The sequence below is a fragment of the Bradyrhizobium sp. HKCCYLRH2047 genome (genome assembly GCF_051168175.1).
GTDB lineage: Bacteria > Pseudomonadota > Alphaproteobacteria > Rhizobiales > Xanthobacteraceae > Bradyrhizobium.
This window is the reverse complement of the sequence record NZ_JBNPUM010000002.1, coordinates 181,494-207,468: the sequence shown is the minus strand read 5'-3', so window position 1 is coordinate 207,468 and position 25,975 is coordinate 181,494. Positions and strand designations below refer to the sequence as shown.

At 66.6% G+C, this 25,975-nt stretch carries 19 protein-coding genes, 1 tRNA gene and 1 pseudogene; 11 read left to right on the top strand and 10 right to left on the bottom strand.

The window, feature by feature from the left end:
* Nucleotides 1-19 precede the first annotated feature (19 nt).
* Nucleotides 20-202 carry a hypothetical protein gene (locus ACQR1D_RS04540; protein WP_316218918.1) on the bottom strand — a complete coding sequence of 61 codons (183 nt, stop codon included), beginning with the start codon at nucleotides 200-202 and terminating at the stop codon, nucleotides 20-22.
* Nucleotides 203-554: 352 nt separating this feature from the next.
* Here ACQR1D_RS04540 and ACQR1D_RS04535 point away from each other — a divergent pair.
* The 5 genes and pseudogenes from ACQR1D_RS04535 to ACQR1D_RS04515 form a co-directional block, all read left to right on the top strand.
* Nucleotides 555-629: transfer RNA gene (locus ACQR1D_RS04535), tRNA-Thr, on the top strand.
* Nucleotides 630-1,918: 1,289 nt separating this feature from the next.
* Nucleotides 1,919-2,653, top strand: a complete 735-nt coding sequence (locus ACQR1D_RS04530; protein ID WP_315717875.1) for a sensor histidine kinase — start codon at nucleotides 1,919-1,921, stop codon at nucleotides 2,651-2,653.
* Complete coding sequence (locus tag ACQR1D_RS04525) at nucleotides 2,634-3,320, top strand: response regulator transcription factor (protein ID WP_315801493.1); 687 nt, start codon at nucleotides 2,634-2,636, stop codon at nucleotides 3,318-3,320. The genes ACQR1D_RS04530 and ACQR1D_RS04525 overlap by 20 nt, the downstream gene beginning before the upstream one ends.
* 187 nt (nucleotides 3,321-3,507) lie before the next feature.
* Nucleotides 3,508-3,963 (top strand): response regulator, encoded by a 456-nt coding sequence (locus ACQR1D_RS04520; protein ID WP_434887453.1) that lies wholly within the window; start codon nucleotides 3,508-3,510, stop codon nucleotides 3,961-3,963.
* A gap of 348 nt (nucleotides 3,964-4,311) precedes the next feature.
* Nucleotides 4,312-4,872: pseudogene (locus tag ACQR1D_RS04515) on the top strand (IS3 family transposase); the annotation flags it as partial.
* Between the two features lie 450 nt (nucleotides 4,873-5,322).
* Here ACQR1D_RS04515 and ACQR1D_RS04510 read toward each other — a convergent pair.
* A complete protein-coding gene (locus ACQR1D_RS04510; RefSeq protein ID WP_316182238.1) occupies nucleotides 5,323-7,398 on the bottom strand; it encodes a methyl-accepting chemotaxis protein in 2,076 nt (691 codons plus the stop codon).
* Between the two features lie 205 nt (nucleotides 7,399-7,603).
* Complete coding sequence (locus ACQR1D_RS04505; RefSeq protein WP_315801496.1) at nucleotides 7,604-8,332, bottom strand: SDR family oxidoreductase; 729 nt, start codon at nucleotides 8,330-8,332, stop codon at nucleotides 7,604-7,606.
* A gap of 119 nt (nucleotides 8,333-8,451) precedes the next feature.
* Here ACQR1D_RS04505 and ACQR1D_RS04500 point away from each other — a divergent pair, with 119 nt between their 5' ends.
* Nucleotides 8,452-9,735 carry a hypothetical protein gene (locus ACQR1D_RS04500; protein WP_434893806.1) on the top strand — a complete coding sequence of 428 codons (1,284 nt, stop codon included), beginning with the start codon at nucleotides 8,452-8,454 and terminating at the stop codon, nucleotides 9,733-9,735.
* Between the two features lie 222 nt (nucleotides 9,736-9,957).
* Here the strand turns inward: ACQR1D_RS04500 and ACQR1D_RS04495 are convergent, their stop codons facing one another.
* The 4 genes from ACQR1D_RS04495 to ACQR1D_RS04480 all read right to left on the bottom strand — a co-directional run bounded on the left by ACQR1D_RS04495 (nucleotide 9,958) and on the right by ACQR1D_RS04480 (nucleotide 16,038).
* Complete coding sequence (locus ACQR1D_RS04495; RefSeq protein WP_316218225.1) at nucleotides 9,958-10,995, bottom strand: magnesium and cobalt transport protein CorA; 1,038 nt, start codon at nucleotides 10,993-10,995, stop codon at nucleotides 9,958-9,960.
* A 62-nt stretch (nucleotides 10,996-11,057) separates the two neighbouring features.
* Complete coding sequence (locus ACQR1D_RS04490) at nucleotides 11,058-12,662, bottom strand: hybrid sensor histidine kinase/response regulator (protein WP_315801498.1); 1,605 nt, start codon at nucleotides 12,660-12,662, stop codon at nucleotides 11,058-11,060.
* Between the two features lie 288 nt (nucleotides 12,663-12,950).
* A complete protein-coding gene (locus ACQR1D_RS04485) occupies nucleotides 12,951-14,390 on the bottom strand; it encodes a glutamine synthetase family protein (RefSeq protein ID WP_434893791.1) in 1,440 nt (479 codons plus the stop codon).
* A 289-nt stretch (nucleotides 14,391-14,679) separates the two neighbouring features.
* Nucleotides 14,680-16,038, bottom strand: coding sequence for a Rieske 2Fe-2S domain-containing protein (locus tag ACQR1D_RS04480; RefSeq protein WP_434893792.1), 1,359 nt, complete (start codon nucleotides 16,036-16,038; stop codon nucleotides 14,680-14,682).
* Nucleotides 16,039-16,249: 211 nt separating this feature from the next.
* Here ACQR1D_RS04480 and ACQR1D_RS04475 point away from each other — a divergent pair, with 211 nt between their 5' ends.
* Both ACQR1D_RS04475 and ACQR1D_RS04470 read left to right on the top strand, forming a co-directional pair.
* Nucleotides 16,250-17,050: an IclR family transcriptional regulator domain-containing protein gene (locus tag ACQR1D_RS04475; protein WP_315801501.1), complete on the top strand. Its 801-nt coding sequence runs from the start codon at nucleotides 16,250-16,252 to the stop codon at nucleotides 17,048-17,050.
* Nucleotides 17,051-17,879: 829 nt separating this feature from the next.
* Complete coding sequence (locus ACQR1D_RS04470) at nucleotides 17,880-18,581, top strand: alpha/beta fold hydrolase (RefSeq protein ID WP_315801502.1); 702 nt, start codon at nucleotides 17,880-17,882, stop codon at nucleotides 18,579-18,581.
* Between the two features lie 9 nt (nucleotides 18,582-18,590).
* Here the strand turns inward: ACQR1D_RS04470 and ACQR1D_RS04465 are convergent, their stop codons facing one another.
* Both ACQR1D_RS04465 and ACQR1D_RS04460 read right to left on the bottom strand, forming a co-directional pair.
* The gene (locus tag ACQR1D_RS04465) at nucleotides 18,591-19,016 is read right to left on the bottom strand and encodes a hypothetical protein (protein WP_434838079.1); all 426 of its coding nucleotides are present in this window, start codon (nucleotides 19,014-19,016) and stop codon (nucleotides 18,591-18,593) included.
* A 22-nt stretch (nucleotides 19,017-19,038) separates the two neighbouring features.
* The gene (locus ACQR1D_RS04460) at nucleotides 19,039-19,620 is read right to left on the bottom strand and encodes a TetR/AcrR family transcriptional regulator (RefSeq protein ID WP_434838080.1); all 582 of its coding nucleotides are present in this window, start codon (nucleotides 19,618-19,620) and stop codon (nucleotides 19,039-19,041) included.
* 197 nt (nucleotides 19,621-19,817) lie between these two features.
* Between ACQR1D_RS04460 and ACQR1D_RS04455 the strand changes: the two genes are divergently transcribed.
* From ACQR1D_RS04455 to ACQR1D_RS04445, 3 genes are read left to right on the top strand one after another with little or no spacing between them, the layout of a single operon-like run.
* Entirely contained in the window at nucleotides 19,818-20,312 is a 495-nt protein-coding gene (locus ACQR1D_RS04455; protein WP_434838081.1) for a (2Fe-2S)-binding protein, read from the top strand.
* On the top strand, nucleotides 20,309-21,367 hold the full coding sequence (locus ACQR1D_RS04450) for an FAD binding domain-containing protein (protein WP_434838082.1): 1,059 nt from the start codon (nucleotides 20,309-20,311) through the stop codon (nucleotides 21,365-21,367). The genes ACQR1D_RS04455 and ACQR1D_RS04450 overlap by 4 nt, the downstream gene beginning before the upstream one ends.
* Nucleotides 21,357-23,621, top strand: coding sequence for a xanthine dehydrogenase family protein molybdopterin-binding subunit (locus tag ACQR1D_RS04445; RefSeq protein ID WP_434838083.1), 2,265 nt, complete (start codon nucleotides 21,357-21,359; stop codon nucleotides 23,619-23,621). Before ACQR1D_RS04450 ends, ACQR1D_RS04445 begins: the two co-directional genes overlap by 11 nt.
* 81 nt (nucleotides 23,622-23,702) lie before the next feature.
* Here the strand turns inward: ACQR1D_RS04445 and ACQR1D_RS04440 are convergent, their stop codons facing one another.
* Nucleotides 23,703-25,691, bottom strand: a complete 1,989-nt coding sequence (locus ACQR1D_RS04440; RefSeq protein WP_434893793.1) for a methyl-accepting chemotaxis protein — start codon at nucleotides 25,689-25,691, stop codon at nucleotides 23,703-23,705.
* Between the last annotated feature and the right edge of the window lie 284 nt (nucleotides 25,692-25,975).

Sequence of the window (25,975 nt, the reverse complement as noted above, 5' to 3'; positions counted from 1 at the left end):
CACCCCGCCTGCCATCTGCTCAACGCTTCGAATCGTCCGGACCGCCGGCAGCGGCCTCGTCCAGGCCGCGCTCCTCGGCCGTCACCGGCTGGCTGCGCGCGCGGCTCTGTGCCTTGCGGCGCTTCAGGTTCTCGCGCAGCGCCTGCTTCAGCCGCTCCTCGCGCGCGCCCTTCGGCGCCGCCTTCCCGGTCTTATCCGTCATCCCTTCCCCCCGGTCACCCCATACCAGAGGCACAATTGGGGCCGCAGATGCGAAAGCCAAGAGGCGTTGGCGACGCAGACGGTAGGTTCCGCCCGGCCGGCCGTCGCCTGCCCGGATGGGGAGTTGCCGCCGCGGCGACGGCCAGTTGGGCACCTTGAGCGGCCAACCGCGAGAATCCGCCGCGAGCGGGCGATTTCGCGCCGATTCGGAGGTCTTTCGCTCCATTTCCATGCATCACGCTGACGTCTTTCCCGGAAAACCGGGCGAGCCGCGCTTGCGCAGGCGGGGACCTTGTGGCAAGAACCGCCCGCGTTCGGTCGCGCCCTTCGGGCCGGTCCCCGCCAGTCCGTTTGCTGCCGTAGCTCAGTGGTAGAGCACTCCCTTGGTAAGGGAGAGGTCGACAGTTCAATCCTGTCCGGCAGCACCAGGGCATCATTCCCCCAACATGATCTTCGGCGACCCCTCGGGACCACAGGCCACGCGCGGATGCGCGTCATCGGCCTCGCGGCGCAATTTGCGTCCGAGCTCTGCTGCAGCACCGCCCTCTCCGGAAATCGAGGGCGCAGGGAAGGCCGGGCGCTGGCCGCGCCCGTGGCCCGCCTGCGAAAGAAAATGCAGGCGGCAGGTACCACAGGTCTGGCCGAACACACCCGGCCCTCCCTGCGCAATGGGCTTACGGCTTATACGCGCTCTCCCTGGGGACCGGGCTTTGTTGCCCCCATCACCCGCGATGCGCGCGACGCACACCAGCGAGCTTGACCTCAGCGTCGGGAGGCCAGGACCACGCGATTTCACCGTCCGTATCGAAGTTGTTCGTCCGCTCGCGAATGCGCGCTGCAACTCCGACCCGGCCACCGCATCCCCCACCCAACGCTCGTGACGACTCGCGAACGCCCCTCTTCGATGAGCACGGGACGGCCGAAAATGTGCGGGTGATTTGCCCGACGGTGCAAGGGAAATGAGTGCGGCAGAGTGGCACGACGGGCAGTTTTAGCAGAGCTGGGATGCGGGCGGCGGAGGGGGCTTTGTTTGGTGCAGCGTCACCGTAATCCCCGTCCTCCACCGCGCCGGCTTCCTGCAGCAAGTCGCCCGGAAGTCGCCGGTCACCGAGATTTCCGGCGGCGACATCCAGATCAGGGGCCTTGGAGACATCGGTGTCGTGAATGCACGCACGCACTTCACCAAACCCGACGTAAGCCGGGGGACTGGCTGCTACACGGACGTCTAATGGAAGCGTGGCGACCGCTGTCGTTGCATTTCGCTTCGCGCAACTGATGTGGAAGCACGGCGGTCGTACCTTGCGGTCGGGCGCCCGCGAGACAGATCGAGATTGGTTTGATCTTGCCTGTCATGAGATTGCCTCAACAGAGTTGCCGAGGCGATCAATCATGAATGAGGATAAACCCGCTGCCCGCTATTCAACGCCTGTGAGACCTTCACCTCACGTCCACATTTCATGCGTATGGAAGCTGCAAGGCTCAGCGTCCACTGGCTCATGCTAGCGTCGGGAAAGACGACGAATGGCGGCGCAGTGCTCTCCGTCGACGCGATGAGCTTCATCGGCGCCCTGCCGATCGACAATTACAACGGTGCGGCGCGTACCTCTAATGTACATAAAGTTATGCGGTTTAAATCGATCTTTGAAGTTGACTCGATCATACTGCTGATACATCCTAAGGGTGTATCTTAGTCACGAGAAAACCTGGCTGGTCTTCGATGCAACGGGAGCAGATCGAAGCCATAACTCGCGATATTGGGCAACAAGAAATTCTTGAACGTGAAATTCTTGCGATTGCCTCTCGCGAGAGGCAGCGCATCGGGCGTGAACTCCACGACGGGCTCTGCCAATCGCTCGCCGGCTTAGCGGCGCTAGCTGCGGCGCTGTGGCGAAGTTTGGCGGCGAGTGGCCAACCGGGTCCCGCCGCGGCCGCGGCCGAACTCGTACGATTGCTGAACGAGACCATCGGCGAGGCGCGTGACCTCGCTCGTGGGCTCAGCTCGATCGGTCTGAATAGCGCGGATCTTGTCGGCTCCCTTGAGAGCCTCGCCCGCAACGTCAGCGCCGCTCATGGCGCCTTTTGTGCGTTTGTGGAAGATAACCCTTGTCCCGATCTTGGCCGCGAAACCACGAGCCACCTCGTGCGCATCGCCCAAGAAGCCGTCCGCAATGCGGTCAGCCACGGCCGAGCCGACGAAATCGAGATCCGTCTGGCGTGCACTGCAGGCTCGGGACTATTGAGCATCCGGGATAACGGTGTCGGGCTTCCCGAAAAATGGCGCGATCATGACGGCATCGGGCTTTATACCATGGACTACCGCGCGCGGGCGATCGGCGGTTCTCTCACTGTGGAGCCGCAGGCCCGTCGCGGCGTCATGGTTGCGTGCGCGTTTCCGCTGTTATCGAATTACGAACGGCAGGAAAGTATCGGCGATGCCCACTTGCCTGGCTGAAGCCGCGGACGCGGTGCGGAAGAGGCTGCTTGTCGTCGACGATCATCCCGTGCTGTGCCGCGGGTTGATCGCCCTCATCGAGGCGGAAAATGGCCTCGCCGTTCACGGCGCGGTCGGTACGCGCGTGGCCGCGCTCAAGACCATCGCGATCAGTCGCCCTGATCTGGTGATCGTAGACCTTGCTCTCGGCGACGAGGACGGCCTAGACCTCGTCAAGGAAATCAAGGCGCGTCATCCCGGCGTTCGCTCACTGGTGCTTTCGATGTACGACGAAGAGGTGTTCGCCGAGCGCGCGCTTTGCGCCGGCGCCCTCGGCTATGTCACCAAACAACAGCTCGAATCGACCGTGATCGCTGCCATTCGTCGGGTGCTTGCAGGCGAGACCTACATGAGCGAGGCTCTGCAGCGGCGGCTGGCTGAACGATGCGTCGGCGCGCGACCGCTCGAGGCCGCCTCGCCGGTGCGCACGCTGAGCGATCGCGAATTGCAGGTATTTCGGCTCGTTGGTCAGGGCCGAACCACGCGGCAGATCGCTGGTCTACTGAACCGCAGCGTCAAAACGGTAGAATCCCATCTTGAGCACATCAAGAATAAGCTGGCGATCGAATCGGCTGCTGAACTCGCCCAACGCGCGGCTCAATGGGTTACAATCGCCCGATTGGGTTGAGTCATAAAGTTCGCCCAAGTGCGCGGTTAGTGTCATACACGTCTGCCATGGCGCTGATGACTTCTCGACCAAGCCGCTTTCCGGCAAGCGCGACGGCCGAACACGCGGTCTGGTCCATGGTGCTAAAGCGGACTGCGCGATCGGCACGGCGCAAGCGGCGTCTGCTCATTGTGGACAGTCACCCCTGATGCGGCGCAGGCTGACCGCGCTGATCAATGCTGAGCCCGATCTTGTCGTATGTGCCTTGGCGGCCATCCAACGGGATGCGCTCGTGGCCATCGCGGCCACGAAACCGGATCTAGGGATCGTCGATCTGTTCCTTGGCGATAGCAATGGTTTGGATCTGGTGAGAGACGTTCGCGCGCGCTTTGTTCGTCTGCCGCTACCTGGATTGAACAGGCATGATTCGCCGCAATACGTCCGCCGCGCTTTCGAATCCGGCACCGACGGCTACGTCGCCAAGCGGGAGATGACGGAAGACCTTCTGGTGGCGATCCGCAGCGGCTGCTCGGCGACCCTTACGGCGCACCGGCGCCTTGATCCATGCCCGTCTGCGTCCGGCAAGTTCACGCGTGCGAAGCTGGGCGGCCCATGGGGGATTCTCCCAATGCGAAAACGGGGTGCGACCCCGATGTCGGTTTAAGTCTCCAGCGTTAGCATTGGTAGCTACCAATGTCGTGCCCGCTTTGACGACCGAAATGCTGGTCGAGCCCTTCGCTTATCGGCTCGATCGAGACCATCACCGCTTCAAATGGGAAAAAACGATGAGAAATATCTGCACCGCCGCCGCACTAGTCGCGATTGTTTTCATTCCTTGGACCGTCCATGCGGGCACTTGCTACAAAAACCTAGGTTGCAAGGGCACGACGTCGACCACTTCTTGCAAGACATGTCTTGGAAACCCCTCAAAGGGAGAGGGTTGGAAGGAAAACTCAAAGAGCACCTGTATCGGAAACTTCAACCATTGTCCGGCGGTCCGTTAACGGTACTGGCGCTGGTCCCGCGCCCCGGCACCAGCAAGGCCGTCTCCGGCCACAAGATCCATCCCTATCTGCTGCGCGGCGTCAGCATCACCGAGCCCAATCACGTCTGGGCGGCCGACATCACCTACATTCCGATGGCGCAGGGGTTCCTGTATCTGGTGGCGATCATCGACTGAGCCACCCGGGCGGTGCTGGCGTGGCGCTTGTCGAACACGATGGATGCGGGCTTTTGCATCGCTGCGCCCGACGAGGCGATGGCGCGGCACGGCCGGCCTAAGATCTTCAACACCGATCAGGGCGCGCAGTTCACCAGCTCAGCCTTCACCGGCAGGCTGGAGGCTGCAGGCATGGCGATTTCGATCGACGGACGCGGCCGTTTCATGGACAACATCTTCATCGAACGATTGTGGCGCTCGATCAAGTATGAGGAAGTGCATCTGAAAGCCTATGCTGACGGGCGCGAAGCGCGAGACGGCATCGGCTCATGGATGACCTTTTATAATCATCGCCGCCCGCACCAGGCGATGAACAATCAGTTTCCCATGGCGGCATGGCGCGCCGGCATGGATGTGATCGAGGCGGCCCAGACTGTGGATATGCCGCTTCGCTTGGACAACGCAAACGCGTTGCCCACATCCCCACAGCAGGCCCAAACGCAGCAGCAGGAAGCTGCTTGATTTGAACGACAAGGCAGGCGCGATCACACCTTCATTTTCGGCGATCCATGGTCCCGTGCGTGGGGTCCACTTCAGTTGAACGTGTCTCGCAAGCTAACATCCGCCTGGGGTTGTGGATTCCCGCGTTCGCGGGAGAACGGGGCAGCCGAGAAGAACAAAGGGCGCGATCAGTCCGATCGCGGAGCATCGGCAGCAGCGCAGATCTGAGTAGCTGTAGCCCGCATGAGCGGCACCGATATCTGAGGGGGCCGGCCCCGCATGTCGCTTGCGCTCATGCGGGCTACAGCTGCTGCGATCGGGTGGCGATGCGAGGCCCTCGTCGAGGCCACGCAAAATGCACCCTCACGCCGCCCGCACCGAGTCGAGGAACCTGCTGACCTCGTCGCGGAGGCGGCTGCTCTGGCCGGACAGCGACTTCGCGGCGGACAGCACCTGCGACGAGGCCGAGCCGGTCTCGTCGGCGCCATGCCGGACGCTGGCGATGTTGGCCGACACCTGCTGGGTGCCGTGCGCCGCCTGCTGGACGTTGCGCGAGATCTCGCGCGTCGCCGAGCTCTGCTCCTCGACGGCGGAGGCGATGGCGGACGCGATCTCCGACATCCGGGCGATGGTCTCGCCGATCTCCTTGATCGAGCCGACCGACTCCTGCGTCGCCGCCTGGATGCCGCCGATCTGCTGGCCGATCTCGCCGGTGGCCTTGGCGGTCTGCTCGGCCAGCGCCTTCACCTCCGAGGCGACCACCGCGAAGCCGCGTCCGGCCTCGCCGGCGCGGGCGGCCTCGATGGTGGCGTTGAGCGCGAGCAGGTTGGTCTGGCCGGCGATCGCATTGATCAGCTCGACGACGTCGCCGATCCGCGCGGCGGCCTTGGCGAGCTCGGCGACGTTGTCGTTGGTCTTGCGCGCCTGCGCCAACGCCTCGTTGGCGATGCGTGCGGAGTCCTGCACCTGGCGGCTGATCTCGGTGACCGATGAGCTCATCTCCTCGGCGGCCGCGGCGACCGAATGCACGTTGGTCGAGGCCTCCTCGGACGCCTGGGTGACGACGGTGGCGAGCTCCAGCGAGCGGCCGGCGGTCGTCGTCAGCGACGAGGCCGAGCGCTCCAGATCGGCCGACGCTGACGACACGATGCCGACGACCTCGCCGATCGCCATCTCGAACTCGCGGGTGAAACGCTCGACACGCTGGCCGCGCTCGATCTTGGCCTGCGCGTCGGCCGCGGCCGCCTGCTCGGCGCGCTTTTTCTCCAGCAGCGCCTCCTTGAAGGTCTGCAGCGAGCCGGTCATCGCGGCGATCTCGTCGTCGCGATCGATCGTCGGGATCGCCACGTCGTCATGGCCGGCCGCCATCTCGCCGATCAGGCCGGTCAGGGCCACGATCGGGTTGATCACGCGGCGGCGTAGCAGCAGGGTGACGAACACGAGAATGCCGGCGAGCGCCGCGACCACCGCCGTCGCCAGCGCGAGCATCAGATAGGCCGCATCGCGCGCCGCGACGGCGCGGTCGCGGGCCTCGCCGATCGCGGCGTCGCGCACGACGAAGAACTTCTGCACGGCCGGGACGACCGCCTCGGCCAGGCTGTCGGCGGTGAGGGCGTAGTTGAGATCGCCGAGCCCGGCTGCGATGTCCTTGTCGACTATCGGAACGGCGCGCCCGAAATAAGCGTCACGCGCCTCCTTGAACGCCGCGAGCAGCCGCTCCGGATTGCCGAGCTGGTCGATGCCGGCATCCAGGCGCTCGCGGTCGGCCTCGGTGCGGCCCTGGGCGCGGTCCATCGCCGCCTTCTCGGCCGGAGTGACGGCGCGGCGGGCGCTGAGCGCCGGCGACAGCGCGGCAGCCCGGCCGCCGGCGGTCACGCGCAGGTCCTGCGCGGTGCGGGCGACGTCGAGCAGCGTCGTCAGCGACGCGTCGGCGTTGGCGATGCGGTTCTGCAGCTGGTTCAGGATCGGCTCGATCGCCAGGGCGACCTGGGTGACCCCGGGAAGAAAGCTCTTGATGACGGCCGGATCGCGCGCGTTCAGCGGCGCAGCCAGCGTGGGGTCCACCTTGGCGAGGATCTCGTTCAGCTTGGACGAGGCCTGGTCCAGGCTGCGTGTGATCGCCTCGCTGTTGGAGACGTTCGCCAGCTGCGCGCGCGCCCTGGCGAAGGATGCCTCGGCGGATTGCCTGATCTTGCGCACGCCTTCGAGCTGCGCGGGCGTCGCGGGCGAATCCTGGAAGATGGGTGTGATGTAGGGGGCGCGATGGCCGACCACGTCCTGCGCGTAGAGCAGCACGGCGCCGAACGCCTCGACCGTCTTGATCGCCTCGGCCTTGTTGCTGACAGCCCTGACCTGCTCGATCACGACTTGAGCAGAAGGGAGGACGGCCAAAGCCGTCACCGACAGCATGGAAATTGCGAAAAGTCGGCCGATCTTCATTATTGCCCCCGGATTGCGCGGGCTCACGCTAGGTTCCGTATGATTAAGGTTGCGCTTAATTCGACCCCCGTAGTTCCACGGAGACGTCGCGCGTCCTTGATCGGAGACACGGGCGCCGGACAGGTCATCCCGCCCCGCTCGAAGAATGTCCTTACGCGCGGCGACGACTTGGGGTTGAGTCCAGCTCGGGAAATTTTGGACGGCCCTACAGATCGAAATTCGTCGGCAGCATCACGACGTCGCGGATGGTCATGCCGCGCGGACGGGTCAGCATGAACATGATCACCTCGGCGACCTCCGAGGGCTCCAGCAGGCTGCCGGACTCGCGCGCCTCCTTCAGCTTCTCGGCCGGCCAGTCGGCGATCAGCGCGGTGACCACCGGGCCGGGCGAGATCGCGCCGACGCGGATGCCGTGCTTGAACACCTGGCGCCGCACCGTCTGCACGAAGCAGTCGATTGCCCATTTCGACGACGCATAGACCGGCTCCCACGGCGTCGGGTAATGCGCCGCGAGCGAGCTGGTCACGATGATGTCGCCCGACCCGCGCGCGATCATGTGCGGGAGAACGTCGCGCACATTCTTCATGACGACGTTCACGTTGAGGTTCAGCATGCGGTCGATCGCGTCGGTCCTGGCGTCGACGAGATCGCCGCCGAGATAGCTGCCGGCATTGGCGTGGAGGATGTCGAGCCGTCCGGCCGCATCGAGGACGCGCGGCAGAAGGGTGGCGCAATCAGCGGGATCGAGCAGGTCGATCACGACGGGGATCACGGCGTCGCCATGGGTCTCGCGCAGCTTCGCCAGCGCCGCGGCGTCGCGATCGATCATGACGACGCGCGCGCCGGCCGCCAGCATCGCCGCGCTGCTGGCCAGGCCGATGCCCGACGCCGCGCCGGTGACCGCCGCCACCTTGCCTTCGAGTTCCCTGCCCATCGTCTCCTCCTTGTCCGGCCAGACTACAGCAAACCGCGCCGCGTTGCCGCACTCCGTTGGACCCATCGCGATCCCCACGCGTTGCATCCCGGCCGCCAGCATCACCCATGAAGAGCCCGATGGAGACGATCGAAGCCTATCTCGCCCGCAAGCATCAGGAGCTGCAGCTCCTGAATTGCTGCCTGCGGAGACCGCATGCGCTGCCGGCGCCGCGCTCGGTGATGGAGGTCATCCGGCGCAAGTTTCAGCTCACGGCCGCGCTGAAGGCCGAGCACGCGCTCAGCGACTGGACCGCGACCGAGACGGCCTGGGCGGATGCGGGCGATCATCGCGCCGGCCCGTTCGCCTTCAGCTACGACTATCAGCGCGCCGATCTCGACGTGCGCGGGCCGTCGTTCTACGCGGCGGGCGAGAGCCGCCATGACACCATCTACACCATCTCCGGCATGGCGGCGATCGCGGCACTGCTGCTGGCGACGCGGCCCGTTCTCGGCACGGCGGACCTCTTGATGCTGCCGGGCTCCTATGGCGAGACGCAGGAGCTGGTCGCGGCGCATGCGCGGCATCTGCGCCCGGTGACGCTGACCCGCGACCTGGCCGCCGCGCTGGCGCAGCGCTCGCCCGCGCCGCGGCTGCTGCTGATCGATTCCAGCGCGACCGCGCCGCGCTTCGAAGCCGTGCTGGGTTGCGACCGCCCGGCGATCGATCTCCTGATCTTCGACACCACCTGCTTTGCCAACGGCTCCGGCCGCATTCGCCGCGTGCTGGCCTGGACGCGGCGCTGGGACGTGCCGGTCGTGATGGTGCGCAGCCACACCAAGCTCGACTCGCTCGGCGCTGAATATGGCCGGCTCGGCTCGGTCGCTTTCGCCGATTGGAGCAAGGCCGGCGCCGCGGGGCGTATTGCGCTTCAGGCGCTGCCGGACGAGACGCGCAACGCCGTCAGGCTGCTTGGCGGCGCGGCGCTGCCGGCGCATTTCCCGCCTTACGTCGGCCTGCCGGCCTATCGCGAGCTGACCGCGCGACGCGTGGCCGCCATCCTGCGCAACAGCCGGCGGGCGCGGCGCCACTTCGCGACCACGCTGCGCGGCCTGACCGCGGAGCTCGACTTCGCGCACGGCCTCTACGTCACGCTCGCCGGTCGCGCGCCGCTCGACGAGGCCACCGCCCGGCAAGCCGCAACCGCCATGAGTGATGATCTCCGGCGCGCCGGGCTGCCGATCCGCCACGCCGGCAGCTTCGGCTTCGATTTCGCTGCGACGGAATGGTTTCACGACGCCACCACGGATCGCTACAGCGTGCGCGTCGCCGTGCCCGACCTGCCGACCGCGATCTGGGACGAGCTGACGGAGGCCATCGCCGCGTGGTGGTCCGCACATCCCGGGCGATCCGCCGCGGCGTGAGCGCTGCGCCATGGCAGGCGCGTTGCTCCCTCAACGGCAGACGATTTCGATGTCACACGCGGCACGTCGTGCTCGGCGGTCTTGGCGCCACCGCACTCAGCGCCCTGGCACCGCGCCTCGCTTTGCCGCAAGGGATTTGAAGCAAGGGATTTGGAGCGACGCCTTCGCACCGCGCGCAAGCGGCTGGACCCGCTTCGCGAGGAGGACCGACAGCCCATCCCCTCACAGCCATCCGCGCCGGCGGAACTGCCAATACAGCACGCTGCACACGGTGGCGATGAAGCCCAGTACGGCATAGTAGCCGTATTGCCATTTCAGCTCCGGCATGTGCTCGAAGTTCATGCCGTAGATGCCGGCCACCGCCGTCGGCACGGCGAGGATGGCGGCCCACGCCGCCAGCCGCCGCGCGATGTCGGTCTGTTGCGCCTGGCCGGCCATCATGCTGGCCTCGAACACGAAGGCGAGGATCTCGCGCAGGGAATCCGCATCCTCCTCGGCGCGCTTGGCGTGGTCGAGCACGTCGCGAAACAACGGCGCCATCTCGGCATCGATCGCGACGTTGTCGACATGCTCGAGCCGCTTGCAGACGTCGACCACGGGGCCGACGGCGCGGCGCAGCCGCAGCAGGTCGCGCCGCAGGCGATACAGCCGGTCGACCTCGTGGCGCGCCAGCGGCCGCTGCAGCACCACCTCCTCCAGCGTCTCGACCTCCGCCATGATGCTCTCGGTCACCGGCCGGTAGTTGTCGACGATGAAGTCGAGGATCGCATAGAGGATGTAGTCCTCGCCCTTGGCGAGCGAGCCCGGGCAGCTCTCGCAGCGCTCGCGCACCGCGCCATAGGAGGTCGAGGCGCCGTGGCGCACCGAGACCACGAAGCCGGGGCCGACGAAGATGTGGGTCTCGCCGAACACGATGTGCTCCTTGACGAGCTGCGCGGTGCGGGCGACGACGAACAGCGCATCGCCGTAGCGCTCGACCTTGGGCTGCTGATGCGCCTTCGACGCATCCTCGATCGCGAGCTCGTGCAGGCCGAACTGGTCCGCCACGCGCTGCAGGAGCGCCGCGTCGGGCTCGTGCAGCCCGATCCACACCACGTGGCCGGGCCGCTTGCTCCAGGCGCCGGCGTCCTCGATCTGAATGTCGGCGACGCGGCGGCCATTGGCATAGGCACCGGCTGCGACCACGCCCAGTTCCCGTGGCTCACCGCGGGGCTGAAGGACTGGCGCATCGGCCGGTGTCTGCACCGTGACGTGACGCATGGTTGGATCTCCGCTCTCCAGCCCGACTTTCGATGCGAGGAGTCGCCTGGTCAAGCGTCGCATCAGGTCACGCCGGTCGGGCCGTCGAGCAATTGCCTGACGCGGCGGACCAGATCGGTGCGGCGGTACGGCTTGTTGATGATCTCGAACTCGCCGATGTTGGCGTCGGCGCGCTCGACCGCGGCATCGGAATAGCCGGTCGTCAGCAGCACCTTCAATTTCGGCTGGCGCTTGCGCGCCTCGCGCGCCAGCACGGTGCCGTTCATGCCGCCGGGCATCACGAGATCGGTGAACAGCAGATCGAAGCGGACCTCCGAATCCAACAGCTCGAGCGCGGCATGCGCATTGGCCGCGACCTCGGTACGATAGCCGAAATCCTCCAGGATCGAGCGCGCCAGCTCGGCGACCTCATGGCGGTCCTCGACGATAAGGATGCGTTCGCTGCCGGTGCGGTCCATCGCCATCTGCGGCCGGATCGACGGCGCAGCGATCGCCTGCTCGGTCGCCGGAAACAGCAGCTGCACAGTCGTGCCCTGCCCGACCTCGCTGTAGATATAGGTGCTGCCGCCGGACTGGCGGGTGAAGCCGTAGACCATGGCGAGGCCCAGCCCGGTGCCCTTGCCCTCCTCCTTGGTGGTGAAGAACGGCTCGGCGACCCGCGCGAGAATGTGGTGCGGAATGCCGACGCCGTCGTCGGACACCTTCAGCGCGACATAGCGCCCGCCCTTGGGCACGCCGAACTGCACGATGTCCTCCTCCGCGATCTCCTTGTTCTCGGTGCGGATGGTCAACGTGCCGCCGTGCGGCATCGCATCGCGCGCGTTGACGAACAGATTGAGCAGCGCGACCTCTGCCTGGGTCTGGTCGACACGGCTGTTCCACAGGCCGGGCTGCGCCTTGACGACGATGCGCACGCTGTCGCCGAGCGTGTGGCGCGCCATCTGCACCATGGTCTCGATCATGTTGTTGAGGTTGATCGGCCGGCTGTCGAGCCGCTGTTTGCGCGCGAACGACAGCAGCTGCTGGGTGAGGGTCGCGGCGCGGTTGGCGGCCGAGCGGATGTTCTCGACGGCGCGGCGGTGCCGCGGGGCAAGCTCGCTGACGGCGCCCTGCAGCGTCTCGGTGTAGCCGATGATCACCTGCAGGATGTTGTTGAAGTCGTGCGCGATGCCGCCGGTGAGCTGGCCGATCGCCTCCATCTTCTGCGACTGCACCAGCGCGCTCTCGGCGTCGCGCCGGCGCGACACGTCGAGCTGCGAGCCGAAATAATAGACCAGCTCGCCGTCGCGGTTGTAGACCGGGCTGACGAACAGCGCATTCCAGAACGCAGCGCCGTTCTTGCGATAATTGAGGATCTCCACCGCAATGTCCTGGCGGTTGGCGATCGCGGTGCGGATCGCCGCGATGGTGTCGCGGTCGGTGTCCGGCCCCTGCAGGAAACGGCAATTGGCTCCGACGATCTCGGACAGCGCGTAGCCGGTCATCTCCAGGAACGCCCGGTTGGCGAACAGGATCGGATTGTCAGGCTGGCGCGGATCGGTGACGATCATCGGCATCCGCGTGGTCTCGACGGCCGCGAAGAAGATGTCGTGGCGCTCAGACGACAGATCGGATGCATCGCCGCTGTCGACAATCGCGCGATCGCGCTGCGGCCCGTGTTCCAACATGCTTCCTTGCTCCGCCTTCCATCGCCATGACATGCAGGGTCGCGCCGGCACCGGCGTGAGTTGTGCAACGCCTCCTTCGATATGCCGCTGGATGGGATCGGGTTCCCGCAGGCCTGCTTGCGCGCGGAATAACGGACACAGGACTCACGAAAATGCGACGCGGCGGCGCGGGAACGAATCCGGCGGATAAGGAAATACCCGCGCCGAGGGGCCGCGGCCTACGTCACCGGGCAAAACAACCACGTCGACGGCGGGCTGGTGCGCAGCCGGTGAGGCGGTGCATCGCCGTCAGAACATCTCGAAATATTCGCGCTGCTCCCAGTCGGAGACCTCCGCCTGGAAGCGCTCGAGCTCGGCGTTCTTGATGAAGGTGTAGTAGTCGACGAAGGTCGAACCGAACGCCTGGCGGAAGAACGCGTCGTCCCTCAGCGCATCGACGGCCTCGCGCAGCGATTTCGGCAGCAGGCTCGCCTTGGTCTCATAGGGCACATCGGCCGACGGTCCCGGCTCGAGCTTGCGGTCGATGCCATCGAGGCCGGCTGCGATCTGCGACGCCATGTAGAGATAGGGATTGGCGGCGGGCTCGCCGATGCGGTTCTCCAGGCGCGTGGCGCGATCGCCGGGGCCGCCGAGCACGCGGATCATGACGCCTCTGTTGTCGCGGCCCCAGATGGCACGGTCCGGCGCCAGCGAATAGGCGCGGTAGCGCCGGTAGCCGTTGATCGTCGGCGTCGAAAACAGCGCCGAGGCGCGCGCATGCGCGAGCAGACCCGCCATGTAGTGGCGGCCGAGCGCGGACAGGCCTTCGGCATCCTCCGTCATGAAGGCGTTGCCGCCGTCGCGCGCCACCAGCGACTGGTGCAGATGCCAGCCCGACGACATCACGTTGGGAATGCGCGGCCGGCACATGAAGGTGGCGTGATAGCCGTGGCGCTGGCAGATCTGCTTCACGGCGCTGCGGAACAGCACCATCGTATCTGCAGGCGCGAGCCCGAGCGCCGGCTGCAGCACGAATTCGCACTGGCTCGGGCCATATTCGAGCTCGATCGAGCGCAATGGCAGGCCGAGCGCGACGAGATTGGCCCTGATGATCTCGAGCGCCGGCTCCATCTGATCGAAGCGCTGCTCGGTGAGATATTGATAGCCCTGGGTCAGCAGGCTGACCGTCGGCGGCACGCCGGGCTGACCGGGCGAGCCGGCATCACCGAGCGCGAGCCTGGGATCCTCGACCTTGAAGATGTGGCACTCGACCTCGAGGCCGGCCATGAACTGATAGCCACGCTGTTCGAGCGTCGCCAATGCCGACCGGTAGAGATTGCGCGTGGCGAACGGGACCGGCGCACCGTTGGCGAAGTACAGATCACAGAGCACCCAGCCGGTGCCGGACGCCCAGGGCAGGACGCGGAACGTGGTGGGATCGGCGACCATCAGTGCATCGCTGCCGCCCTGCATCTCGGCCATGCCGAAGCCACCGCCGGCGGTGAACACCGGAAACACGGTGCGATGCGAGGTGTCCTTGGCGAGCAGGGTCGTCGTGATCGAGCAGCCGTCCTCGAGCGAGGACAACGCAGCATCGACAGAAAGCGTCTTGCCGCGCAGGATGCCATGCTGGTCCGGGAACGAGAAGCGGATGGTGGTGAGGCCGTGCTCCTCGGCGAGGCGGCGCATGCGCACTGCGGCCTCGGCCTGCTCGGCGGTCCACAACTGATGCTTGTCGACGAAACTCAACGATGGCTCCTGATGAGCATGACTGATTGCGCAATCGAGTCCGCGGCGGTGCGGCTGGCTCGGTCCCGGCCTCTCCTCGCCTGCGGCCAAGTCACCGCATGTAGAGATCGGAGTTTAGCACCCGTCTGTCTCCACGTCGTCATGGCCGGGCTTGTCCCGGCCATCCACGTCGTTCGGCATCCTGAGGACGGCGTGGATGCCCGGGACGAGCCCGGGCATGACGGAGTGAATAATTGACAAGGCTGCTCGTCGCGACGGCCCCCAATCAAATGCCCGCTCACGCCAGCCATCACTCCGCAGCGCTCAGATGCGGTGCGAGACGCACGATATCGGCCGGCACCGGCGCTGCCCAGGGGGCGTTGCGGCGGCGGCGGACGTCGACTTCCATCCAGTAGGTCTCCCAGCCGCGGGTCGGGCCGATGCCGTCCATCGTCGCCGGGCCCTGCACGCTGCGGGCCCCGGCGGCATCGAGGAACAGCATCGGCGGTTCGCCGCTCGCGACCTTCTCGATCTGCTCGCGCAGCAGCCGACGATATTGGATGATCGCCTTGTCGGATTGGCCCAGATGCTCGCGGGTGCGGTCCTGGATCCGGCCCATCGACTCCACCGCCCACTGGTCGTGCACGTTGATGTCGTTGCCCATGCCGGTGTAGGTCGCGGTCGCCTGCTCCCGTGGATCGAAGCCGTAATCGTTGCTCTTGTTCTTGCGCGAGCGATAGTCGGGCAGCTCATAGAGCTCGAGCCGCTGCGCCCGCATCTTCGCCCGGTCGACCGGCGCGCCATAGCTGGTGAAGATCGCGTACCAGTAGCAGCTCTCGTCATCGACCGGCACGTGCCACTGCGTGATCGTCATCTCCGTGCTCATCGGAATCACGAAGGCATGCGGGAACAGCTGATTGGTGACGCGGACATGGGTGCGTTCGGCATCGATCTCACGCAGTGCGATGATGCGCAGGCCGTATTCGGTACGCTCGACATTGATGATCGGACGATCGTACTCGCGCAGCACCTTGGTCATCGGCAGCTCGCTGTCGGCGGAGGCGCCGCGGAACTGCTTGCCATAGGCGGTCGACGTATCCTCGTCCTCGAAGAAGCGGTGCAGGAACGAGGCATGCGCGGGGTCGATGCCGACCTCCAGCGCTTGCAGCCAATTGCACTCGATCAGGCCCTTGAAGGCGAAGGTGTAGGTATCGGGCGCGGTGAAGCAGTCGAGATCGGGAAACGCCGGGGCTGCACCATCGCCGAGCCAGGCCCAGAGGATGCCTCCCTTCTCGATCACGGGATAGGCGCGCTGCTTGACGTTCTTGCACAGTGGCGAGCCGGCCGGTTCGGCCGGCGTCTCCCGACAATTGCCGTCAGCGTCGAACAGCCAGCCATGGAAGGCGCAACGCAACCCGCCGTTCTCCAGCCGTCCGAAGGCGAGATCTGCGCCGCGATGCGGACAATCGCGATCAAGTAGTCCGTAGCGGCCCTGCGCATCCTTGAAGAGCACGAAGTCCTGACCGAGCAGCTTCACCGCGCGCACCGGGCGCTCGCCCGCGAGCTCATCGACCAGCGCGGCCGGCTGCCAGTACATCCTCATTAGTTTACCGGCGGGCGCGCCGGGTCCGACGCGCGTGATCAGGTCGTTCTGCTCCTGGCTCATCATGATGGCCGTCTCTCCTGTTCCGTCGCAAGTCGGGCGTTGAGCGTCACGCGATCATCTAATAATGTTCGCTAGACGAACATATGTTCGCCCAGATTAGATTCGCTTTAAGTGGGGAGAAGCGCAAGTGAAAAAGCTACAACCGAAGCCGAGGGGCCAACGGACTGCAGCTTCACTGCGGCCGAAAACAACAACAGCGGATCATGTCAGGCCGATGCCGAAACTGAAGCGCACTGATGAGGAGAAGAAGCAGGCTCGGGGCGACGGTCCCGAGTTCGTGGAAGCGCTCGATCGCGGCCTGCGGGTGATACAAGCCTTCAGCCGCGAGGGCCGGCCGATGACGCTGAGCAAGGCGGCGGAACTCACCGGCCTCGCCCGCGCCACGGTGCGACGGATTCTGCTGACCCTGAAAGCCTCCGGCTTCGTCCATGGCGACGACCGGCTGTTCTCGCTGACGCCGCGCGTGCTGCTGCTGGCCTCCAGCTATCTCGCCTCCAACCAGGTCAACAGCGTGATGCAGCCGTTGATGGACAGCACGGCCGGCGAGGCCCGCGAGGTCTGCTCTCTCGCCGTCCTCGACGGCGACCAGGTCGTGTTCATCGCGCGCGCGACGCCGGCGCGCATGTTCTCCACCGGCCTGGAGATCGGCTATCGGCTGCCGGCGTTCTGCACGTCGGTCGGCCGCGTGTTGCTGAGCCGGATGCCGGACGATCAGTTGCGCCAGGCCGTCGAGCGCATGACGCTGACCGAGATGACGCCGCAGACGATCACCGACAAGGACGCGTTGATCGCGTCGGTCACGGCCGTTCGGGACGACGGCTATTCGCTCGTCGACGGCGAGGCGGAGGAGGGTTTCCGCTCGATTTCCGTGCCGATTCGCCGCTATGACGGCGGCATCATCGCCGCCGCCAACATCGGCGGCCACGTCGATCGCATCGGCGTCGACGAGATGAAGGAGCGCTTCCTGCCGCTGCTGAAGAAGCTCGCCGCCACGGCGCAGCCACTGCTCGTCTGATCCTTCGACAAGAGGCACCGGGCTCGGCTGCAGCCGTGCCGGCTCGTGCTCGCGCATTGGGCCACAGCACCTTAAGCTTCGCATCGACCTCGCTGCCGCGAGTGCCACTGTTTCATCCGGCAGCGACGTCGCCGGACGCGTCCTCGCTGCTGCCGAGCGAGCAGTCGTCTCTCGTTCCATCAACAGCGTCGGCCCGCGCTGCTCCGGCAAGAGCTAGACTTCGCGCGGATATGTTTCCTCCGGGTGCGACGATCGCTCCGATGTCATCGCCGACAGCCCGGTGCTATCAATTCATCGCCGCGACGGAACGAGAGCGCCGGGCGTCAACAGCCACGTGAAGTTACCAGCCGCTCGAACTAATCGTTGTGGTCGCAGGCCTTGCGACGCCGGGCCCCACGCCCATTACGTGATATTATCGTGACGCCCGACCTCGTTTGCCACGATTGACGATCCATCCAGGTATCATCGCGCTGCATGCGATGGTGGCATGATCCGGGGCGGAAGTAGTTAGCCCCCTTCCTCGCGCGCGAATTGCGGACGACGCCACCAGATTGCCGCGAATGACGCCGTAATCACGAAAGCCAGAGGCGCCGCGGCCCAAGCAGCATCGCGTGCGCCCCGATCACAGCGATCATCCGGCTGGCCATCCACTGTCGCGAAGAGGCGCAGGATGAGCCAGGACAAGGCTGGGGACGAGGTCGTCGCCCTGGGACGCCGGGCGCGAGCCGCAGCACATCGTTGGACATCGGCCGCCTCTCGCGCGTAAATGGCATGCCGGGCGGACGACACCCGGACATGCAGGTGAACGCCGTTTCCGGGGGGAAGACCCATGACTGATGCGCTGCCGCTCGTGCTGGTGCCTGGCCTGATCTCGTCGCCCCGCATCTATGCGCCGGTGATCCCGGCGCTGTGGCGGCTCGGGCCGGTGATGGTGGCGAACCACGTCCGCGACGACAGCATGGCTGCGATCGCGCGCCGCATCCTCTCCGAGGCGCCGCCGCGCTTCGCGCTCGCGGGACATTCGATGGGCGGCTACATCGCGCTCGAGATCATGCGCCAGGCGCCGGAGCGCGTGGGTCGGCTGGCGCTGATCAACACCCAGGCGCGGCCCGACACGCCGGAGGCGAGCGCCCGCCGCCGCACCATGATCACCCGCGCCAAGGAGGGCGACTACCACGGCGTGGTCGACGAGCTGTTCTCCGGCTTCGTCCATCCGTCGCGCCAGGATGATCCGCGACTGCGCCAGCTCGTGCACGACATGGCCGAGGAGGTCGGCGTCATCGGCTTCATCCGGCAGCTGACGGCGATCATGTCGCGCCCGGATTCGCGGCCGACCTTGACCGCGATCCGCTGTCCGACCCTGGTGCTGACCGGCGACACCGACAACACCATCCCGAACAGCCTGTCGAAGGAGATGGCCGACGGCATCGACGGCAGCTGGCTGGTGGTGCTGGAGAATTGCGGCCACCTGCCGCAACCCGAGCAGCCGGAGGAGACGGCGCAGGCGCTGATGGAGTGGTTGCGGGGGTGATTGGATCGGTTAGGACGCCTGCGAGCCGTCGAACGCATTGAAGAGCTCGATGATTTTCAGCGCGCGATCCTGATCGTCATCAGCCCACAGGCCGAGTTCCAGCACCATGCGGCCATTCTGTCCGGCACGCGTCACGCCATCGCGTCTAAGCGCATCAAGTTGGACCGCCGCCGATCGCTTGTCCGGACAAACAAGCACGACAAATGGGATCGGAAGCTCCGCAACCTTGAAGGCGGCGACGGCCTCGACCTCTGAATGTCTGAAGCCGTGCCGGACGGCGTAGGGAGAGACCTTGATGCCATTCCGATCGAAATGGTCGGCAAGCGCGACGATCTCGGCAGGCATTGGATCAATGGGCCGGATGAAGCTGCGATAGACCCACTCGCCTGAATAGACCAGTGCGATGAGGGCGACAAGGATGACGACGATTCGCATCATTCTCGCCTGACGGAAGCCATCAACGTTGCACCCGCAACCCATCCACGAACACGTCGAGCAGCCGCAGCACGCTCTGCTGCCAGCCGGTCTGGTCGTGCATGTAGCACATACCGATCAGCGCGCGCAGGACGTCGTCGGCGCTGATGTCGCCGCGAATCTCGCCGGCGTCGACGGCGCGGGCGAGCAGCGCGCCGATCGAGCGGGTGAGATGGCCGTGCGAATAGGCGGCGAGCTCGGAGTTCGCGGTCATGACGATCGCGAGCGCGGCCATCATGCCCTTCTTGGTGGCGACGAACTGCACCGTCGAGCGCAGCCAGCGCCGGAGCGCCTCGACCGCCGACGGCTCGCTCTTGAGCTCCTCGGCCAGCTCCGCGAGCTGCTCGACCTCGCGCCGGTACACGGCCTCGAACAGGTCCTCGCGGGTCGGGAAATGACGATACAGCGTGCCGATGCCGACGCCGGCCTGGCGCGCCACCGCTTCCAGGCTCGCCTCGGCGCCGCCGACGCTGAACACCGCCTTGGCCGCCTCCAGCACCCGCTCGCGATTGCGCTGCGCGTCCGCGCGCGGCTTGCGATGGCGGTCTTGTGGTTTCGTCTCCATCTCACCAGCTCTTGATGACGGACCGTTCATGTCCCCTTGCTAAACGGAGGAACCCTCCGTATAAATAGACCTGCCACTCCGGGATAGCCAACCTTCCTGGGCTTTCGTCCCGCGGTCGCTGGATCTGGACGGACCACCGCCCGTAAGGCGGTGCCCGCTGCGATCCGATTAGGCCATCGCTTCGATCGGAACAACGCATGAATTGGACTGTCAGACTCACCGTCAACGGTGAGCCGCGAACGCTTGCGCTCGACGACCCCAGGGTCACCCTGCTCGACCTCCTCCGTGAGCGCCTCCATCTCACCGGCACCAAGAAAGGCTGCGACCGCGGCCAGTGCGGCGCCTGCACCGTCCTCGTCGACGGCCGCCGCATCAACTCCTGCCTGACGCTGGCCTTGAGCCTCGACGGCGCCGCCGTCACCACCATCGAGGGGCTTGCCAACGGAGACCAGCTACACCCGGTGCAGGAGGCCTTCATCGCCCACGACGCCCTGCAATGCGGTTTCTGCACGCCCGGCCAGATCATGAGCGCGGTCGGCCTCATCAACGAAGGCCAGGCCGGCAGCGATCCGGAGCGCGTGCGCGAAGGCATGAGCGGCAATCTGTGCCGCTGCAGCGCCTATGTCGGCATCGTCGAGGCCGTGCTCGACGCCCAGGCGACGCTCACCGAGGACAAGGAGCGCGCGGCATGAACCGGTTCGACTACGTGAAGCCGTCGACGGTCGCGGAGGCGATCGTAGCGGCCAGCGCGCCCGGCGCCGCCTATCTCGCTTCGGGCACCAACCTGCTCGACCTGATGAAGGGCAATGTCATCAGGCCGGCGCGGCTGGTCGACATCTCCCAGATCAAGGAGCTCGCGCGCCTCGAAACGCTCGGCAATGGCGACGTCCGGATCGGCGCGCTGGTGCGCAATGCGGACCTCGCGCATGACGCGGCGTTCGCGCGCGACTTCCCGGCGGTCGCCGAAGCGCTGCTGTCGGGCGCGTCGGCGCAGCTGCGCAACGCGGCCAGCGTTGGCGGCAATCTGCTGCAGCGGACACGCTGCGCGTATTTCTATGATCCGGCCTCGGCCTGCAACAAGCGCACGCCCGGCGCAGGCTGCGACGCGCGCGGCGGCGACACCCATCAGCACGCCGTGCTCGGCTGGAGCGAGGCCTGCATCGCCACCAACCCCTCGGACTTCTGCGTGCCGCTCGCCGCGCTCGATGCGATCGTCGAGATCGAAGGCGGCTCCGGCCGGCGCGAGGTCGCGCTGGAGGCGCTGCATCTGCTCCCCGGCACCACGCCGGAGCGCGAGACCGTGCTCGCGCCGGGCGAGATGATCGTCGCGGTCCGGCTGCCCGCGGCGGCGCGGGCGTTCGCCAGGCACGCGCGCTATCTGAAGGTGCGCGAGCGCAATTCCTATGCGTTCGCCGTGGTCTCCGCCGCGGCCGGTCTCGTGATCGAGAACGGCGCGATCAAGCACGCACGTCTGGCGCTCGGCGGCGTCGCCGCCAAGCCGTGGCGCGCCCACCCGGCCGAAGCGCTGCTCACGGGCCAGCCGGCCACGCCGCACACATTCCAGCACGCTGCCGAGATCGCGCTGCGCGATGCAAAGCCATCCGGTGACAACGCCCACAAGATCCCGCTCGCGCGCAGCCTGATCATGCGCGCGCTGGCCGCCGCAGCCGAGGGCACGCCGTCGCGCGTGCCGGCGCTGCCGGCCTCTCCCTTCTCCGCCGTTCCAGGAGCACTTCATGACGCCTGAGCTCAATCTCTCCCGCGATCCCGCCCATGTCAGACACGGCTCCAACGTCGGCCAGCCGCTGTCGCGCGTCGATGGCCGTGCCAAGGTCACCGGCACGGCGCGCTATGCCGCCGACAACAATCCGCCCGGCCTGCTCTATGCCGTGCTCGCCGTCTCCAGCATCGCGCGCGGCCGCGTCATCACGCTCGACGTCGACGCCGCCAAGGCTCATCCCGGCGTCGTCGAGGTGATGACCTCCGCCAACCGGCCGCCGCTGCATGCCGATCCCGACGGCAAGCCGAACCCGTTCGCGTTCCGCTTCGAGGCGCTGCAGAACGACCGTGTGCGCTACGCCAACCAGCCGATCGCGCTGGTCATTGCCGAAAGCCTGGAAGCCGCGACCGAGGGCGCCGCGCTGCTGTCGCCGCGCTACGAGGCCGAGCCGGCCCGCATCGGTCTCGATGCCGCTGACGCCTATGTGCCGCCTGTCGTCGGCATGGGGTTTCCCGCCGAGAGCCATCACGGCGATATCGAGGCCGCGCTGGCGGGCAGCGACAAGCAGATCACCGCGATCTACGAGACTCCGCCGCATTATCACAACGCGATGGAGCCGCACGCGATCGTCGCCGAGTGGCAGGGCGACAGGCTCATCATCGACACACCGACCCAGGGCCTGGTGATGATGCGCGGCCGCCTGGCCGAGCTGTTCGGCATCGCGCCGGACAACATCCTGATCCGCAGCCCCTATCTCGGCGGCGGCTTCGGCGGCAAGGGCCTGATGGCCGGCCCGCAGGTGCTCGGCATCCTCGCCGCGAAGATGGTCGGCCGGCCGGTGAAGCTGGTGGCGCGCCGCGAGCAGCTCTACGGCCCGTTCGGCCATCGCTCGCCGACCCGGCAGACGCTGCAGCTCGGCGCCAGCAACACCGGACAATTGTCGGCGATCCGTCACCACGCGAGGATCGCAACCTCGAGCTTCGAGGACTTCTATGAAGCCGCGGCGCATGTGACGCACACGCTCTACGCCGCGCCGGCGATCGCGACCACCTACGACGCGGTACGCATGGACACCGGCACGCCGCTGTTCGTGCGAGCGCCCGGCATCGCGCCGGGATCGATCGCGCTGGAGAGCGCGGTCGACGAGATGGCCGAAGCCTGTGGCCTCGATCCGCTGGCATTTCGCGTCAAGAACTACGCCGAGGTCGAGCCGGCCACCGGCAAGCCGTTCTCGTCGAAAGCGCTGCGCGAGTGCTACACGCAAGGCGCGGAGAAGTTCGGCTGGTGGGATCGGCCGCTGAAGCCGCGGATGATGCGCGACAGAGACGGCTTCCTGGTCGGCTGGGGCATGGGCACCGCGACGTTCCATGCGCTGATGTTTGCAGGCCAGGCCCGCGCGGTGATCCGGCGCGACGGCACCGGCGTGGTCGAGAGCGGCGCGCACGACATGGGCCAGGGCGCCTGGACCGCGTTCGCGCAGGTCGCGGCGGATTCTCTCGCGCTCGAGCTCGATCAGGTGACGTTCAAGGCCGGCACCTCCGACCTGCCGGATGCCGGCATCGCCGGCGGCTCGGCACATACCGCGACCGTCGGCACGGCGATCCACAATGCCGGCGCCGCCGTCATCGCCAGGCTCGCGGAGCTCGCGACCTCCGATCAGCATTCGCCGCTGTTCGGCGCCGGCAATGCCGGCGTGATCGCGCGCAACGGCCGGCTGCTCCGGCGCGACGACGAGGGCCGCGGCGAGAGCTATGCCGACATCCTCGCACGCGCCGGCCTCGACGAGGTCGAGGGCTCCGGCAGCGGCATGCCCGACCCTGCCGCCAACGAGCAATACGCGATGCATTCACATGGCGCGGTCTTCGCGGAGGTGAAGGTCGATCCCGATCTCGGCCAGGTCCGGGTGACTCGCATGGTCGGCGCATTCGCGGCGGGGCGGATCATCAACCCGAAGCTGGTGAAGAGCCAGCTCGTCGGCGGCATGATCTGGGGCATCTCGCTGGCGCTGCACGAGGAGGCGGTCACCGACCGCCGCACCGGCCGCATCATGAACGCCAATCTCGGCGAATATCATGTGCCGGTGAGCGCCGACGTGCCGGCGATCGAGGCGTTCACGGTCGAGGAGCACGATCCGTTCGTCAATCCGCTCGGCATCAAGGGCGTCGGCGAGATCGGCATCACCGGCTCGGCCGGCGCAGTCGCCAATGCGGTGGCGCATGCGACCGGCATCCGCATCAGGCGGTTTCCGGTGCGGATCAGCGATCTGGTCTCGCGTCAATGACGTGAGCGCGGCAACGAAACCCGTTCGAAGCAATGCCTCCGTTCTCCTGACCGAGAGCGGAGGCCAGCGACCTCGCTTCGTTTACGCCGCCTGCCGCGCAAAGGTCCGCCTGAACCACGCCAGGAACGCCTCGCGGTTCTGGCCGGCGTCGAACTCGACATGCAGCGCGTCCTTGTCGCGGGCGCGGACCCGATAGGGCACGCGGCCATCGAAGCCGCTGAACTCCATGACGCCGCGATCGCCGATGCCCGGCTCGGGGTCGAACCGGAACCAGGCGCCGCCCTCGGAAATATCCACCAGGTCGGCTTTCACCACGCCCTTGCGATCGTCGACGACCTTGATCGGCAGGGTCGACTTCATCCGCGGCGACTGCCGGCGGTCGGCTTCGGCGGTCGCGGTCCTCACAGCCTTCACCAGCGTGGCGCGGAGCGAGGTCAGGCCCGTCGCCACCGAGCCGATGGCGCTGCGCACCTCGGCGGCCCGATCGTTGACCATGCCGGCATCCCTGCCGACATTGCCGATCTTGGACGACACGTCGCGCGCCGCGCTGGCCGATGACTGGACCGAGCGGCTGATCTCCTGGGTCGCCGCGTGCTGCTCCTCCATCGCCGCAGCGATCGAGGCCGCGACCTCGTCGATCTCGGAAATCTGGCTGCCGATGCCTTCGACGACGTCGACGGTGGCCTGCGTGGTGGTTTGTACCTCGCCGATCAGGCGCGAGATCTCCTCGGTCGATTTGGCGGTCTGATCCGACAGCGACTTGACCTCGGCCGCAACCACGGCAAAGCCGCGGCCGGCATCGCCGGCGCGCGCGGCCTCGATGGTGGCATTGAGCGCCAAGAGGTTGGTCTGCTCGGCAATGCCGCCGATCAGGTTGGAGACCTCGGCGATCTTGTCCACGGCCGTCGACAAGGAGAGCATCGTGTTCTTGGCCTTCTCACGCCCGGTCACCGCCGATTTGGTGATCGTGCTGGCGCGCGCCACCTGGCTCGAGATCTCGCGGATCGCCGAGCTCAGTTGCTCGGCTGCCGACGAGACCGTCTGGGCATTGGAGAGCGACTGCTCCGAGGCGGCGGCCACCGATTGCGCATCGGTCGACAGCTCCTCGGCCAGTTTCGAGAGGCCTGCGGCCACGGCCTCGACCTGGCGCGATGCGCCGGCCGCGGCTTCGACGGACGTCTCGGTCTCGCGCTCGATCACGTCGGCCATGTCGAGCATGGCGCGCTTCTTGTGCTCCTCGGCGGCCGAGCGATCGCGCTCCTGCCTGTCGCGCAGGCTCGCGTTCTCGAGCGCGTTGGTCTTGAAGATGCTCAGCGCGCCCGCCATCGCGCCGATCTCGTCGCCGCGTTCGGAATAGGAGATATCGGCCGACAGATCGCCCTCGGCGATCCGCCGCATCAGGCCGGTCATGCGCGACAGAGGACGGACGACGCCGAGCACCAGACCCGACATGCCGGCGACGACCAGGGCCAGAACGATGCCTGATACGCTCCACACGATGATGGAGATGCTGCGGTCCTGGGTCGCCGCCGTCGCCTCCATGTCCGAATTGAACTTGTTCGCCTTGTCGACCAGCGTGTCGATCACCGCGCGGTGGGCGGCGTAGGCGTCGGCCAGCCGGGCATAGGCGGCATCGGCCTTCGCCATGTCGCCGGAGCGCAGCGCCGGGATCAACTCGGCTTCCAGGGCCTGCCAGAATTTCCGGACCTCGCCGTCCGATCGTTCGACCAGCAGCGATTTCAGATCAGGCTGCAGCGCCGAGCCGGTCCAGAACGTCTTGCGATCCTCATAGTCCTTCTTCAGTTGCGCCAGCTTCGTGACATGCGTGTCGAGATCTTTCGGCGTCCGGAGTGCGAGGGTCGCCTCGAGATAGGCCTCGAGCACATATTCAGGCGGCGGCAGGATGTCGGCCACCAGATCATTGCCGAGCTTGATCTTGTCGTAGAGCGGCCCGCCGACCTTGAGCTCGCGCAGCGCATAGGCGCTGGTCAGCACGACCGCACCGAAGCCGAGTGCGAGCACGAGGCCGAAAGCCGCAATGAACGTGGAAATGGAGAGACGCATCTTCATGGCGGCGGCACATTTCGCTGGAGCGTGGACTGCACCCGCCGTCGTCCCGCCGGAGCCCTCTCCGTTCGCTTGCATGGAGATGGTCGGTCCGGAACGACCGGCATCGAGTCGTTAATTTGATCAGCGTGCACAACCTTTTCTCAGGGAAGGTAAATTTCCGCCCCCGTAGAAATGCGGTGCAGCCCGTTCGGCCGGGGATGCAGGCGCTCCTCCCACTCTGACCTGGCGCAAGGCGGCGGGAGGTGGATCTGCGAACATTCAAGCGTCGTTGCTGCAGGAGCCAC